We start from the raw sequence: 14757 nt of genomic DNA on the forward strand, positions 1-14757 counted from the left end.
CGGCGGCTACCAGATACCTGATCTTCCTTTCCATATTTCTTCAAAAAGGCCGACGCCGTGGCGCCGATGGCAGCAGACCCTGGACCCACCCACCCGCCGCAGCACCCCGTGCTGGTGGTTGGCGGGCCGACCGCGTCGGGCAAATCGGGGCTGGCCCTGGCCCTGGCGGACCGTGCGGACGGTGTGGTGATCAATGCCGACAGCATGCAGGTATATGCTGACCTGCGTGTCATCACTGCCCGCCCGTCGCCGGCGGACGAGGCGGCGGCGCCGCATGCGCTTTACGGGATCGTCCCGGCTTCGATGCGGATGAGCGCCGCCCGCTGGCGCCAGCGGGCCCTGGCCGAGATCGATGCCGCACATGCGGCGGGCCGGCTGCCCATCGTGGTGGGCGGGACCGGGCTTTATCTGCGGTCGCTGATGCAGGGCCTGTCCGACATTCCCGATATTCCGGCGGATGTGCGGCAGGCGGCCATGGACCTGCAGGCAGCGATCGGCAGCCCCGCCCTGCACGCGCGATTGGCCTCGATCGATCCCGTCACGGCCGCCCGCCTGCATCCCACCGACAGCCAGCGTCTGATCCGCGCCTGGGAGGTGATGCAGGCTACGGGCCGGCCGATCAGCGCCTGGCAGGCCGACCCGCCGCGCGACGTGCCGGCACATCTCTCCTTCACCACCCTTGTCGTTGAGCCGCCGCGTGCCGTGCTTTACGCCCGGTGCGATCGGCGTTTCCTGGCTATGCTGGAACAGGGCGCGGAGCAGGAGGTGGCGGCGCTGCTGGGGCAGAAGCTGGACCCCGCCCTGCCGGCCATGAAGGCGCTGGGCGTGCCGGAAATCGCGGCGCTGATCGAAGGGCGGATGGACCGGGCCACGGCAACCGCCACCGCCCAGCAACTGACCCGCAACTATGCCAAGCGCCAGATGACCTGGTTTCGCAATCAAATGCCTGCCGCACTGCGGTTGGATGCGATGGAACTTGCATCTGGAACAGCGTTCACGAAATTTTATGACCGTATCATGGCTGACATGACTAAGAACATTACTAAAATGGGTTGACCACCTTTCCGGTTCCATCTAGTGTGCCGCCACGTCGCCCTTCGCCCCTGCGAAAGGCGGCGTTTTTCAACCCAGTTGGAACTGTTTGAAAGCGCATATCATGTCTTCGGGAACCAGCCTCTCCGGTGCGGAAATCGTCATCAAGGCCCTTCGGGACCAGGGTGTAGACACGATCTTCGGATATCCGGGCGGCGCGGTACTACCCATCTATGATGCGCTGTTCAAGCAGAACCAGATCAAGCACATCCTGGTTCGCCACGAACAGGCCGCCGTCCATGCGGCGGAAGGCTATGCGCGTTCGTCCGGCAAGGTCGGCGTCGTGCTGGTCACGTCCGGCCCCGGTGCCACCAACGCCGTCACCGGTCTGGTCGATGCACTGATGGACAGCATCCCGATCGTCTGCCTGACGGGGCAGGTGCCGACGCATCTGATCGGCAATGATGCGTTCCAGGAATGCGACACGACCGGCATCACCCGGCCCGCGACCAAGCACAATTACCTGGTCAAGGATGTCAACAATCTGGCCCGGACGCTGCACGAGGCGTTCTATGTGGCCAAGAACGGCCGTCCGGGTCCCGTCGTCATCGACATTCCCAAGGATGTGCAGTTCGCCGAGGGCACCTATCGCACGCCGGGCGAAAGCCAGCCGAAATCCTATCGCCCCCAGGTGAAGCCCGACCTGAACAAGGTCGAGGAGGCGGTGGAACTGCTGGCCAATGCCAAGCGTCCCATCTTCTATGTCGGTGGCGGCGTCATCAATTCCGGCCCCGTGGCCAGCCAGTTGCTGACACAGCTTGTCCGCATGACGGGCTATCCCTGCACCACCACCCTGATGGGTCTGGGTGCCTATCCGGCCCATGATCAGCAATGGCTGGGCATGCTGGGCATGCACGGCACCTACGAGGCCAATCTGGCCATGCATGGCTGTGACCTGATGGTCTGCGTCGGTGCGCGGTTCGATGACCGGGTCACGGGCAAGATCAGCGAGTTCAGCCCGAATTCCAAGAAGATCCATATCGATATCGATCCGTCGAACATCAACAAGAATGTTCGCGTCGATCTGCCCATCGTCGGCGATGCGGCTTACGTGCTGGAAGACATGATCCGCATCTGGAAGGCGCGCAACAAGCGGGCCGACCAGGCGGCATTGAAGGAATGGTGGGACCAGATCGGCGTCTGGCGCGCCCGTGACTGCCTGCGGTACGAGAAGACGGACAAGGTCATCAAGCCGCAATTCGCGCTGGAACGGCTGCGTGCCGCCATTGCTGGCCGCGATGATGTGTTCATCTCCACAGAGGTCGGGCAGCATCAGATGTGGGCGGCACAGTTCCTGCCGTTCAACAAGCCGAACCGCTGGCTGACCTCGGGCGGGCTGGGCACCATGGGTTACGGCCTGCCGGCTGCAATCGGGGCGCAGATCGCCAATCCCAAGGCGCTTTGCATCGACGTGGCCGGGGAGGCGTCGATCCAGATGAATATCCAGGAAATGTCGACGGCCCTGCAATATCGCCTGCCGGTCAAGGTGTTCATCCTGAACAACCAGTGGATGGGCATGGTCCGGCAGTGGCAGGAATTGCTGCATGGCTCGCGCTACTCGGAAAGCTATTCCGAAGCGCTGCCGGATTTCGTGAAGCTGGCCGATGCCTTTGGCGGCGTGGGCCTGCGCGCCACGAAGGTGAGCGAGGTCGATGACGTCATTGCCGAGATGATCGCCACGCCCCGCGCCGTCATCGTGGACATGTGCGTGGACCAGAAGGAAAACTGCTTCCCCATGATCCCGGGTGGCAAGGCGCATAACGAGATCCTGCTGGGGCCGGAGGACAAGGTGGCCGAGGCCACGCCGGAGGAGGGGATGGTACTGGTATAAGCCGGCCCCCTCGTCCGCCGATCCTCCGCCCCTGAAGAACAAAGAAGCTGGGAGCCTTTCCCCGTGACAATCCAAGAGTCCAATATCCGCCGCCACACCATCTCCGTGCTGGTGGATAACGAGCCGGGCGTGCTGGCCCGGGTCATCGGCCTGTTTTCCGGCCGCGGCTACAATATCGAGAGCCTGACGGTGGCGGAGATCGATACGGGCGACAACCTGTCGCGCATCACCGTCGTCACCTCCGGTACGCCGATGATCATCGAACAGATCAAGGTGCAGCTCGATCGCCTGGTTCCCGTCCACAAGGTCAAGGACCTGACGCTGGAAGGCCCGTTCATCGAGCGGGAGATGGCCCTGGTCAAGGTCGTGGCCAATGGTGAGCGGCGGGTGGAAAGCCTGCGCATCGCCGATGTGTTCAAGGCCCGTGTCGTCGATGCCACGATCAGCAGCTTCGTGTTCGAGATTACCGGTGCCGCGGAGGACCTGGACCGGTTCATCGACCTGATGAAGCAATTGGGTGAGATCGATATCAGCCGCACGGGGGCTGCCGCCCTGTCGCGCGGTACGGCCACCCTTTAAGGGACCTGTCCCGGCAGGGCCGGGACGCGCCTTTTCAACCCGATGCCGTACCCCGCGCCGGGGACGGACAGAGCAACAGCAGAGCAGAACGAAGGAACATTCCCATGCGCGTCTATTACGATCGCGACGCCGACGTCAACCTGATCAAGGGCAAGAAGGTGGCCATCGTCGGCTATGGCAGCCAGGGCCATGCCCACGCCCAGAATCTGCGCGACAGCGGTGTGACGGACGTGATCATCGCGCTGAAGGCGAACTCGCCGACCCGCGCCAAGGCCGAAGCCGCCGGCTTCACCTGCGTGACCCCGGCGGAGGCCGCTGCATCCGCCGACGTCATCATGATCCTGACGCCGGACGAGCATCAGGCCGACCTGTACAATAACGAGATCGGCCCGAACCTGAAGCAGGGTTCCGCCATTGCCTTCGCCCATGGCCTGAACGTGCATTTCCGCCTGATCGAGCCGCGTCCCGACACGGATGTGTTCATGATCGCGCCCAAGGGCCCCGGGCACACCGTGCGCGGCGAATACAAGAAGGGCGGCGGCGTTCCCTGCCTGGTGGCCGTGCATCAGAACGCTTCCGGCAACGCCCTGGACGTCGCCCTGTCCTATGCGTCGGCCGTCGGCGGTGGCCGTTCGGGCATCATCGAGACCACCTTCAAGGAAGAGTGCGAGACCGACCTGTTCGGTGAGCAGGCCGTGCTGTGCGGCGGCCTGACCAAGCTGATCCAGACCGGTTTCGAGACGCTGGTCGAGGCCGGCTATGCCCCGGAGATGGCCTATTTCGAGTGCCTGCACGAAGTGAAGCTGATCGTGGACCTGATCTACGAAGGTGGCATCGCCAATATGCGCTATTCCATCTCCAACACGGCCGAATATGGTGATTACGTCACCGGTCCGCGCATCGTGACGGACGAGACCAAGGCCGAAATGAAGCGCGTGCTGGAAGACATCCAGTCCGGCCGCTTCGTGCGCGACTGGATGCTGGAGAACAAGGCCGGCACCCCGTCCTTCAAGGCGACCCGCCGCCGCCAGGCCGAGCATCCGATCGAGGAAGTGGGTGGCAAGCTGCGCGCCATGATGCCCTGGATCGCCGCCAATCAGTTGGTGGACAAGTCCAAGAACTGAGCCGTCCGACGGCTTCTTGGTTGTCAAGCAGACCGCCCGGCGGGTTCTTCCGCCGGGCGGTTTTGCTTTTCATATGCTATCACGAAAGACCGTATTCAGGCTTCTTGCCCGTTTGACGCGAACAGGGTAGTTTGAGGGTAGATCAAAATGATCGCCTTTTGGGGGAGCCCATGATTTCGCTAAACGCGAACTCGCTCTTCAGTGCCGCCAACGCGAAAGCGATGAAGACGGCGATCGATCGCCATGTGGACAAGGCGGTTGAGGAGCGGTTCAAGGCATCCAAGGACACGCCGACCACCGGCCGGTCACAGGAAGATATCTATAAGCGCCTGATGGACCTTGGTCTGGGCGGCTCCTTCAACGACGCGGCCAAGTCGCTGGCGCGGGTGGAGGAACTGGGCAAGTTCCTGGATCAGGCCCGGTCGGAGATCGACCGCAAGGCCGCCAATGAGAAGCTGACGCAATCCAAGCGCCGTATGGGGGAGTTGGAGCAGGAGGCGCGGCAGGCCGCCGCCAAGGGCGATGTGCGCAAGCTGGCCAATGTGGCGCGCGAAGCCTCGGGCATGACCCGCAAGCTCTCGGACGAGGCGAAGGCATTGGTGGAAGGCCGCGATGTCGATCCTGCTGAACGTGCAGCCGCCATCGCGCGGGGAGAACCCGATCCCGCCAAACCCGTGGAAGCGCAGCCCGGCATGACACCAGGGGGTGTCCCGGTTTCCTATGCCCGCGCCTATGTGCAGGAGGTTCGCGACATCGCGGGCCGGGCCCGCACGCTGCTGACCCAGGCAGAAGCCAGCAAGGACAATACCTTGTGGATGAGCGAGGAGGAGCAGCGGGAACTGGAGGAAAGCCTCAAGGCCTCGCGCGACGATCTGGCCGCTGCCGGAGAGACGCTTGAACGGTTGAACGGCGCGCTGGAGGCGATGGACCCCGGCGGGGCATCATCGGACGCGGCCGGCATGGCGGCCGGGTCGGTGATGGAGATGACCTATACCAGCACCTATACCGAAACGCTGACCATCGCCGTTCAGGTGTCGGAGGCCAATATCTCGATCACGGCGTGACCCCACCCGGCGCCTTCAGGATCGTGACGGCGTTTTCCGCCAGCCCTTCGGCGAAGCCGGCGGTCAGCGGCTGATGCCCGGCCAGGATGCGATAGAAGACGGGGCCGTAGATCATGTCCAGCAGGATCTCGATCTCGACAGGCGGGCCGATTTCACCGCGTCTTACGGCATCCTGCACCAGCGCGCGGCCCGCCTCCCGGCTGGACAGGATTACGCGGTTCCGGAAAGCGCGTGTCATCTCGCTTTCCGGGTCGGCGGCGGCCAGTGTCATGGCGATCTGCCGTCCGCGTGTGGTGGCAAAGGCCTTCACCAGGGCTCGCATCTGCGCCGTCAATGCGGCCTTGAAACCGGGCTCCATGGCTGTCGCCTCGACGGGTGCCCCATCGATCAATGCAGCCATGGCCAGTTCGCAAGCGTTGGTCCAGTTGCGATAGATGGTGGCCTTGCCCACGCCCGACCGGGCCGCCACTGCCTCCACGGTCAGGCGGCCGAACCCTTCCTCCATCAATATTCCGTGCGCCGCCGACAAGGCCTTTTCCCTGGCGGCCGGGCTGGGCGGACGCCCGCGCGGTTTCATTTCGTTCCCCATTGACTCATTACGAAACGAAACGTTTCGTAATTGAAATCTGATGACAAGGGGTGCGAAATGTCCAGCGTCACGGGCGTGATGCCCTATTTCACCGTGAAGAATGCGGCTGCGGCCATCGAATTCTATATCCAGGCCTTCGGGGCGGTGGAGATTTTCCGCATGACCGACCCGATGGACGGCCGGATCGGTCATGCGGAACTGCGGCTGGGTGAAAGCGTGGTGATGATGTCCGACGAATATCCGGATTTCGGCGCACTCAGCCCCGACACGATCGGCGGCACACCGGTGACATTGTACCTGTCCACGACGGCCGTGGATGAGGATCTGGCGCGCGCCGCGGCGGCAGGGGCCATCATCATCCGCCCGGCGGCAAATCAAAGCTTCGGGGAGCGCAGTGCCATGGTCATGGACCCGTTCGGCCATCGCTGGATGCTGTCGCAGACCATCGAACAGGTCAGTCCGGAAGAGATGCAGCGCCGCTGGAACGAGGAAACGGGGGCATGAGCGAACCGCGACACGACATTATCGCCCTTCCGCCGGGCGGCGGCCGGCATTACGCCCTGGGCGACGGGTTGACGGCGATCTTCCTGGCGGACGAGGCGGAAACGGCGGCCGGCTATTCCATCTCGCAATGGTGGCTGGAACCGGGTCAGCGGGAAATCGGCGCCCATGCGCATGCGGACAATGATGAAATCTTCTATATTCTGGCCGGTACACCGGAAATCCTGATCGGGACTGAATGGCGATCCTTCGCGGCGGGCTCCTTCATTCGCATCCCTCCCGGTGTCGATCATGATTTCCGCAATCCGGGGGCGGACCGGGCCGGTCTGCTGAACCTGTTCATTCCGGGCGGGTTTGAAAGGCGGATGCCGGCCATTGTCGAATGGTTCGCCAAGCCGCAGTGAAACCGCCTCATATCAAGTCCCGGTGATCACAGCCGGTTACCGGTATCTCAAACGCTGGCGCCCCCGAGATAGATCCGGTGATAGCGTTGGCCCAGCCGGGTCAATATCTCATACCCGATGGTGCCGGCCTCTCGCGCCACCTGGTCCACGTCCCGATGAGGGCCGATAATGTCGGCCCAGCCCCCGACTTGCAGCAGATGGTCTGGCACAGCGCTGACATCGGCGGTCAACAGATCCATGGACACCCGCGCCACCAGCGGCGCGGCATGGCCGGCAATGCTGGCCGTGCCCTTGCCGGCCAGCGACCAGGGGTAGCCATCGGCATAACCCATCCCCAGTGCCGCGACCTTGCTCGGGCGATCGACATGATGGGTTGCGTCATAGCCGACCGTCATGGGCGGGGCGACCGCGCGAACCTGGAGAATACGGGCCAGCAGCCGGATCACAGGCCGCATCGGGTTGGCCAGCCAGGGGGCCGGATTGGCGCCGTAAAGCGCGATGCCGGGCCGAACCAGATCGAAATGGTAATCGGCGCCATGAAATATGCCGGCCGAGTTGGCCAGGCTGACCGGTGCCGAGGGCAGGCGGGCCAGCGCGGCATGCACCCGACGCAATTGTTCGGGCGTCAATGGGTGGCGGGGATCATCGGCGCAGGCGAGATGACTCATCCACCCGTTCAAATCCAGCCCTGACAAGTGCCGATCAGGATCATTGCACAACCGTTCCAATTCATCGGATGGTAGGCCCAGGCGATTCATTCCGGTATCGATATGAATAATCGCGGGCAGCCGGTCGCCCAGCCGGTGGGCATGGCCCGACCAGCGGGCGATCTCGCCCAGGCTGCTCAGCACGGGCGTCAGGCGCTGGCCGGCCACTTCGTCCTCCGTGCCGGCGGGAACACCATGCAGGATGATGACGCGGGCATCGGGCAAGGCGCGGCGAATGCGCAGGCCCGCTTCGATATCGGCCACGAAGAAGCTGCGGGCACCGGCCTGCCAAAGGGCCCTGGCCACAGCAATGTCACCCAGCCCGTAGCCATTGGCCTTTACGACGGCGGCGCACTCGGCCGGTGCCACGCGGGCCGCCAGGTCGCGCCAGTTTGAAACCAGCGCGGCCAGATCGATGATCAGGACGGCGCCGACACGCGCCGCCTCGGGGCTTTGCAACAGCCCCGCCAGATCATTCGTCATATGATCCGCCGTGTTGGGTATCCAGATCGCCGAAGCGCGTATAATTGCCGTCGAAATAGAGGCGCACGGTGCCGACCGGCCCATGGCGCTGCTTGCCGATGATGACATCGGCCGTATTATGAACCTGCGCCAGCCGCTCCTGCCATTGCTGGTAACGGTCATTATATTTGTCTTCCGATTCGTCGGGCCGTCGACCCGGTTCGGCGCGTTCCAGATAATATTGCTCGCGGAAGACGAACATCACAACGTCGGCATCCTGCTCGATGGAGCCGGATTCGCGCAGGTCGGAAAGCTGGGGCCGCTTGTCCTCGCGGCTTTCCACCGAGCGGGAAAGCTGCGACAGCGCGATGACGGGCAGGTCCAGTTCCTTGGCAATGGCCTTCAGGCCGCGCGTGATTTCCGAAATCTCCTGCACGCGGTTCTGTTCGCCGCGCCCGGACCCGCCGCCGCGCAGAAGCTGGAGATAATCGACCACGATCAGGCCCAGCCCATGGGTGCGCTTCAACCGGCGGGCGCGTGTACGCACGGCGGAGATGGTCAGGGCCGGTGTGTCATCCACATGGAAGGGCACCTTGGACAGGTATTGGCTGGCTTCCACGAATTTCGGAAAGTCCGTGGCGGAAATCTCGCCACGGCGGATCTTGTCGCCCGACACTTCGGCCTGATCGGCCAGGATACGCAGGGCCAACTGTTCCGCCGACATTTCCAGCGAGAAGAAGCCGACGGGCGCCCCTTCCTTGCCGCCCGACAGCATGTAGGCCTTGGCGGCATTGAAGGCGATGTTGGTGGCCAGCGCCGTCTTGCCCATGGACGGGCGGCCGGCCAGGATCAGCAGGTCGCTGGGGTGCAGACCGCCCAGCTTGGTATCCAGGTCGCGCAGGCCCGAGGTGACGCCCGTGACGTGGCTGGATCGGCGGAAAGCCGCCTCTGCCGTCTGGATGGCTGCCGTCAGTGCCCGGTCGAAGGGGATGAAATCACCCTTGATGTCGCCTGTGGCAGCCAGCTCGAACAGTTTCTTTTCGGCATCCTCGATCTGGTCGTTGGCGCCGATGTCCAGGTCATGCTTGTAGGCATGGTTGACCATATCCTCGCCGACTTCGATCAATTGCCGGCGCAGATAGGCGTCATGAATGACGCGCCCATAATCCTCCAGATTATGGACCGTGACGATGGCGGCGGCCAGTCGGGCCAGATATTCCGGACCGCCGATATCCGACAGGTCGCGATCCTGCTCGAAATAGGCCTTCAGGGTGATCGGGTTGGCCACCTGGCCCCGGTCGACCATCTTGGCGATGGCCTGGAAGATTTTCTGGTTCGCGGGATCGAAGAAATGTTCAGCCCGCAGAAACTCGCCGACCTTCTCGAAGGCCCGGTTATTGACCAGGATGGCGCCCAGCACCGTCTGCTCCGCCTCTTCATTGTGCGGCGGCGTGCGATAGGCAACGGGGGTGGCACCGGCGAAAGCGGCGGGGTCGATCAGCTTGGCATCCATGATGGCGCCAGTTTAGCAGGCCCCCGCCGACAGCGTTACGCCATCGCGCGGGGGCTGACTTGAAAAGGCGGGGATGGATCGGGGGATATCCTGTGGATAAATCAGGCAGCGCGCGTCTTGCGCCCCGCCGGCCGCTGCCGTTCAGCGTCGATCATGTAATCGCGTGACAAAGGTACGGCATCGACCTGCCGGGCCATCTGCAACTGGAACACCAGATGCCCCTGATGGCGGAAGGCGCATTCCGACCCGACGAGGTAGAATTCCCACATGCGGCAGAAACGCTCATCATAAAGCGCCTTGGCCTTCTCCCGGTTGGCCAGGAACCGTTCACGCCAATGGCGCAGCGTTTCCGCATAATGCAACCGCCAGATCTCGGCATCCGTCAGCCACAGGCCAGCCTGCTCGATCGCGGGCGTCACCTCCGACAGGGCAGGTGAATAACCGCCGGGGAAGATGTATTTGCGGATCCAGGGATTGGTGGTGCCGGGCCCTTCCATCCGTCCGATGGAATGCAGCAGGGCCACGCCGTCATCGGCCAGCAGGTCGCGCACCCGTTCAAAGAACAGGGGATATTGCGGCACGCCGACATGCTCGAACATGCCGACGCTGACGATGCGGTCGAACCGGCCGGGCAATTCGCGGTAATCGCACAGCTCGAAATTCACCCGGTCATCCAGGCCGGCCGCGGCGGCCCGCTCCCGGGCCACGGCCAGTTGTTCCTTGGAAAGCGTGATGCCAGTTACCCTCACATCCGCCATCTGCGCCAGGGTCAGCGCCATGCCGCCCCAGCCGCAGCCGATATCCAGCACGTGGCACCCCGGTTGCAACAGCAGCTTGGATGCGATGTGCCGCTTCTTGGCCTCCTGCGCCTGTTCCAGTGTCAGGCCCGGCTTTGGGAAATAGGCACACGAATATTGCCTGTCGGCGTCCAGGAACAGGTCATAGAATTGACGGGACAGGTCGTAATGATGGGCGACGTTCCGGCGCGACCGGTCCAGCGGGTTGCGCTGCTGGATGAAGCGTTGCACGCCGACGCCGAAGCGCTGGACAAACGCGCTCGTCGGGCTCAGGTGACCCAGCCCCGCATTGCGTGTGATCAGGCTGATGAAATCATACAGGCTGCCCTCGACCATCTGCAGGGTGCCGTCCATATAGGCCTCGCCTGCGTATAGGCCGGGATGCAGCCCCAGTTTCCAATGAAGCGCCGGATCGGTCACCCGCACGGTGACGGGCGCCTCCTCATCCGTTGCGGTGCCGTAATAATGGCGCCCGCCGCGTGCATCGATCAGGCAGAGGCGTCCGTGCCGGACCAGTGAGGAAAGCAGACGGAACAACAGCATGTCGGTACATCCCCAGGCCGCTGAAACGTCCTGGAAATGTAGTCATGGTTAATGTCACAGGGAAGGTTCTTGAATGTAAAAAAGGGCGCCCCCATGCAGGGAACGCCCTTTTTCACCCAATCGGGGAAGCCGGATGTTTCCATCCGGCACCGGGACCTGTCAGGCCTCGGTCTCCTCGGTGGCTTCGACCTCTTCGGTCGCCTCGTCCTCGTCCTCGTCGTCGCGGCCAACGACCATGCCGCCACGCTGGGCCTGGACCGCGGCTTCTTCAACCGAACGGGCCACGTTGACCGTCACGGTCACGGACACTTCCGGATGCAGAACGACGCGGACCTTGAACAGGCCCAGGGTCTTGATCGGCTCGGCGATGGCCACCTGGCCGCGGGCGATCGTGGTGCCGGCCGCCGTCACGGCCTCGGCGATATCGCGCGAGGAGACGGAACCGTACAGGACGCCGAACTCGGCAGCCTGACGGACCACGACGACGGCGATGCCGTCGACCTTGGTCGCCACGACCTCGGCTTCCTTCTTCAGCTCCAGATTGCGCGCTTCGATCTGCGCCTTCTGGGTCTCGAAATAGGCCAGGTTTTCCTTGGTGGCGCGCAGGGCCTTCTTCTTCGGCAGCAGGTAATTGCGGGCATAGCCCGGCTTCACCTTGACCACCTGGCCCAGCACACCCAGCTTCTCGACGCGTTCCAGCAGAATGACGTCCATGTCTTTTCTCCCGGTTCGCTTACTTCACGACGTAAGGCAGAAGAGCCAGGAAGCGGGCGCGCTTGATCGCACGGGCCAGCTCACGCTGCTTCTTCGCCGAAACGGCGGTGATACGGGACGGAACGATCTTGCCGCGTTCCGAGATGAAGCGGGACAGCAGCTTGATGTCCTTGTAATCGATCGCCGGCGCGTTGGGGCCGGAGAACGGGCAGGTCTTCCGGCGACGGAAGAACGGCCGGCGGCCACCGCCACCGGAGCGGGGAGCGCCACCCGTGGACGCGCCCTGGGGACGTTCGGTGCTCATGCGCGGTCTCCTTCACCTTCCGAAGCGGCCTCACGACGCGGGCCACGGCTGAAGCCGCCCTCGCGCGGGCCGCGGTCACCGAATTCACGACGGGGGCCACGGTCGCCGAAGCCACCGCGGGGGCCGCGCTCGGCACGTTCGCCCTTGTTGGCGAGCATGGCGGTCTGGCCTTCGTCGATCTTCTCGACCTTGACGGTCATGTAGCGCAGCACGTCCTCGTTGATGGACATGTTGCGTTCCATCTCGGCAACGGCCGCGGCGGGCGCGTCCAGGCCGAGATAGACATAGTGACCCTTGCGGTTCTTCTTGATCCGGTAGGTCAGGGTCTTCAGACCCCACTGTTCGGTCTTGACGACCGAGCCGCCCTGTTCCTTCAGGATGTTGCTGAAGGTTTCGGTCAGGCTCTCGACCTGCGTGGAGGAAATATCCTGCCGGCAGATCAGGATGGTTTCATAAAGCGCCATAAAATTCCCCATGGCTATTGATGGTCCGTCGCTGCGTCCCGATCCCGGTTTGAAGGGGAGGGGGCCAGCCGCACGGTCCTAGCCGGCACCTTGGCAAAGCGCCGGCGGGGTTTCGGAAGCCGCGCACTATACAGACTGTCCCGCGCCGCGCAAGGGGCGGCGGCGCGGGCCGGTCGCATGGGCGCCGATGGTTCCACGCATGGGCACCGGGCCGGAATATACGGGCTTACGTCCGCGTCACAAGGCTTTGCGGCCCCTCCCGGCGGGCACGGTGACTTGACAGGGCCACCCGTCGCTGTATCAAGGCCGCACCGGACATATTGCAGGAACCACCATGACCCGCGCTTTCGTCTTTCCCGGCCAGGGCAGCCAGGCCGTCGGCATGGGCCGCGAACTGGCCGAGCGGTTCGCCATAGCACGCGACACCTTCGCCGAAGTGGATGAGGCCCTGGGCCAGAAGCTCTCCGCCCTGATGTTCGAGGGGCCGGGTGATGAACTGACCCTGACGGAGAACGCCCAGCCGGCCCTGATGGCGGTTTCGGTCGCCGTGACTCGTGTGCTTCAGGCCGAGAAGGGACTGGACCTGTCGGGGGCCGCCTTCGTGGCCGGCCACAGCCTGGGTGAATATTCCGCGCTGTGCGCGGCTGGCGCCATCAGCCTTTCCGACACCGCGCGCCTGCTGAAGCTGCGTGGCCAGTCCATGCAGAAGGCGGTTCCTGTCGGCATGGGCGCCATGGCGGCCATCCTTGGCGCCGATCTGGAAGCCGCACGCGAGATCGCGGCGGAAGCGGCGCAGGGCCAGGTCTGCACGGCGGCCAATGACAACGCCCCTGGCCAGGTGGTCGTCTCCGGGCATAAGGAGGCGGTGGAGCGCGCCATCAGGATCGCGGCCGAGCGCGGGTTCAAGCGCGCCATGCTGCTTCCCGTGTCCGCCCCCTTCCATTGTCCCCTGATGCAGCCGGCAGCCGACGCCATGGCCGCGGCGCTGGCCGGCACCGTCATCCGGTCGCCGGCGGCCCCGCTGGTCGCCAATGTCACGGCCACTGCCGTGACGGACCCGGACATGATCCGCCGCCTGCTGGTGGAGCAGGTGACCGGCGCCGTCCGCTGGCGGGAAAGCGTGCTCTATATGAAAGGGCAGGGTGTGACCGAACTGGTGGAGCTGGGGGCCGGCAAGGTGCTGGCAGGCCTGGCCAAGCGGATCGACAAGGAACTGGTGGCCAGTTCCATCGGCGGGCCCGCCGATATCGATGCGTTCACCCTGGGCTGATCCGCTTTCTTTTTTGGGAGGTTACCATGTTCGACCTGTCCGGCAAGACGGCCCTCGTCACGGGTGCATCGGGCGGCATCGGCGCCGCCATCGCCCGCACGCTGCATGCCAGAGGTGCGAAGGTCGCGCTGCACGGCACGAAGGTGGAAGCGCTGGAAGCGCTGGCCGCCGACCTGGGCGAGCGCGCTGTCGTCGTCCCCGCCAACCTGTCCGATCCGGCACAGGTGGAGGATCTCTTCAAGAAGGCCGAGGCCGCGCTGGGCGGCACGGTGGACATCCTGGTCAACAATGCCGGCCTGACGCGCGATGGCCTGATCCTGCGCATGAAGGACGAGGATTGGGACAGTGTCATCAATGTCAACCTGACGGCCGGTTTCCGTCTGGCGCGCGCCGCCGTGAAGGGCATGATGAAGCGCCGCTGGGGCCGTATCATCGGCATTACCTCCGTCGTGGGTGTCACGGGCAATCCCGGACAGGTCAATTATGCGGCCAGCAAGGCCGGCATGATCGGCATGTCGAAGGCGCTGGCCCAGGAGGTGGCGACGCGGGGCATCACGGTGAACGCCGTGGCGCCCGGCATGATTGCCACGGCCATGACCGACGTTCTGAACGACGCGCAGAAGGAGGCGATGAACAGCCGCATTCCCGCCGGCCGACTGGGCACGCCCGACGATATTGCCGCCGCCGTCCTCTATCTGGCTTCCAACGAGGCGGCCTATGTCACGGGTCAGACGCTGCATGTGAATGGCGGCATGGCCATGATCTGATGCAGGCCCAGCGCGCCCCCTTGTGCGGGGTC

At 64.2% G+C, this 14757-nt stretch carries 16 protein-coding genes; 9 read left to right on the plus strand and 7 right to left on the minus strand.

The annotated features are described in order from the left end of the window. The first annotated feature begins 66 nt into the window (after positions 1–66). From miaA to ABC728_RS20875, 5 genes are all read left to right on the plus strand, one after another. Positions 67–1056, plus strand: coding sequence for a tRNA (adenosine(37)-N6)-dimethylallyltransferase MiaA (gene miaA / locus ABC728_RS20855; RefSeq protein ID WP_416617504.1), 990 nt, complete (start codon positions 67–69; stop codon positions 1054–1056). Between the two features lie 100 nt (positions 1057–1156). Continuing rightward, positions 1157–2923, plus strand: coding sequence for an acetolactate synthase 3 large subunit (locus tag ABC728_RS20860; RefSeq protein ID WP_416617503.1), 1767 nt, complete (start codon positions 1157–1159; stop codon positions 2921–2923). A 63-nt stretch (positions 2924–2986) separates the two neighbouring features. Beyond that, complete coding sequence (gene ilvN, locus ABC728_RS20865) at positions 2987–3502, plus strand: acetolactate synthase small subunit (RefSeq protein ID WP_416617502.1); 516 nt, start codon at positions 2987–2989, stop codon at positions 3500–3502. A 104-nt stretch (positions 3503–3606) separates the two neighbouring features. After that, positions 3607–4626: a ketol-acid reductoisomerase gene (gene ilvC, locus ABC728_RS20870; RefSeq protein WP_416617501.1), complete on the plus strand. Its 1020-nt coding sequence runs from the start codon at positions 3607–3609 to the stop codon at positions 4624–4626. Positions 4627–4847: 221 nt separating this feature from the next. Further along, on the plus strand, positions 4848–5690 hold the full coding sequence (locus tag ABC728_RS20875; protein WP_416617500.1) for a hypothetical protein: 843 nt from the start codon (positions 4848–4850) through the stop codon (positions 5688–5690). Here the strand turns inward: ABC728_RS20875 and ABC728_RS20880 are convergent. Next, positions 5680–6267 (minus strand): TetR-like C-terminal domain-containing protein, encoded by a 588-nt coding sequence (locus ABC728_RS20880; RefSeq protein ID WP_416617499.1) that lies wholly within the window; start codon positions 6265–6267, stop codon positions 5680–5682. The genes ABC728_RS20875 and ABC728_RS20880 overlap by 11 nt on opposite strands. Before the next feature lie 69 nt (positions 6268–6336). Between ABC728_RS20880 and ABC728_RS20885 the strand changes: the two genes are divergently transcribed. Together ABC728_RS20885 and ABC728_RS20890 are read left to right on the plus strand one after the other, a co-directional pair. Next, a complete protein-coding gene (locus ABC728_RS20885; protein ID WP_416617498.1) occupies positions 6337–6783 on the plus strand; it encodes a VOC family protein in 447 nt (148 codons plus the stop codon). Next, positions 6780–7184 carry a cupin domain-containing protein gene (locus ABC728_RS20890; protein ID WP_416617497.1) on the plus strand — a complete coding sequence of 135 codons (405 nt, stop codon included), beginning with the start codon at positions 6780–6782 and terminating at the stop codon, positions 7182–7184. Before ABC728_RS20885 ends, ABC728_RS20890 begins: the two co-directional genes overlap by 4 nt. A gap of 47 nt (positions 7185–7231) precedes the next feature. Here the strand turns inward: ABC728_RS20890 and alr are convergent, their stop codons facing one another. The 6 genes from alr to rpsF all read right to left on the minus strand — a co-directional run bounded on the left by alr (position 7232) and on the right by rpsF (position 12688). Further along, positions 7232–8374 (minus strand): alanine racemase, encoded by a 1143-nt coding sequence (gene alr / locus ABC728_RS20895; protein WP_416617496.1) that lies wholly within the window; start codon positions 8372–8374, stop codon positions 7232–7234. Then, positions 8364–9866 carry a replicative DNA helicase gene (locus ABC728_RS20900; RefSeq protein WP_416617495.1) on the minus strand — a complete coding sequence of 501 codons (1503 nt, stop codon included), beginning with the start codon at positions 9864–9866 and terminating at the stop codon, positions 8364–8366. Before ABC728_RS20900 ends, alr begins: the two co-directional genes overlap by 11 nt. A gap of 101 nt (positions 9867–9967) precedes the next feature. Next, complete coding sequence (locus ABC728_RS20905; protein WP_416617494.1) at positions 9968–11206, minus strand: class I SAM-dependent methyltransferase; 1239 nt, start codon at positions 11204–11206, stop codon at positions 9968–9970. A 159-nt stretch (positions 11207–11365) separates the two neighbouring features. Next, on the minus strand, positions 11366–11920 hold the full coding sequence (rplI, locus tag ABC728_RS20910) for a 50S ribosomal protein L9 (RefSeq protein WP_445376483.1): 555 nt from the start codon (positions 11918–11920) through the stop codon (positions 11366–11368). 19 nt (positions 11921–11939) lie between these two features. Then, on the minus strand, positions 11940–12224 hold the full coding sequence (gene rpsR / locus ABC728_RS20915; RefSeq protein ID WP_416617492.1) for a 30S ribosomal protein S18: 285 nt from the start codon (positions 12222–12224) through the stop codon (positions 11940–11942). Continuing rightward, the gene (gene rpsF / locus ABC728_RS20920) at positions 12221–12688 is read right to left on the minus strand and encodes a 30S ribosomal protein S6 (RefSeq protein ID WP_416617491.1); all 468 of its coding nucleotides are present in this window, start codon (positions 12686–12688) and stop codon (positions 12221–12223) included. Before rpsF ends, rpsR begins: the two co-directional genes overlap by 4 nt. A 334-nt stretch (positions 12689–13022) precedes the next feature. Here rpsF and fabD point away from each other — a divergent pair, with 334 nt between their 5' ends. Next, positions 13023–13958, plus strand: a complete 936-nt coding sequence (gene fabD / locus ABC728_RS20925) for an ACP S-malonyltransferase (protein ID WP_416617490.1) — start codon at positions 13023–13025, stop codon at positions 13956–13958. Between the two features lie 26 nt (positions 13959–13984). After that, a complete protein-coding gene (gene fabG / locus ABC728_RS20930; RefSeq protein WP_416617489.1) occupies positions 13985–14725 on the plus strand; it encodes a 3-oxoacyl-[acyl-carrier-protein] reductase in 741 nt (246 codons plus the stop codon). The last annotated feature ends 32 nt before the right edge of the window (positions 14726–14757 follow it).

This window comes from Niveispirillum fermenti (assembly GCF_052474395.1).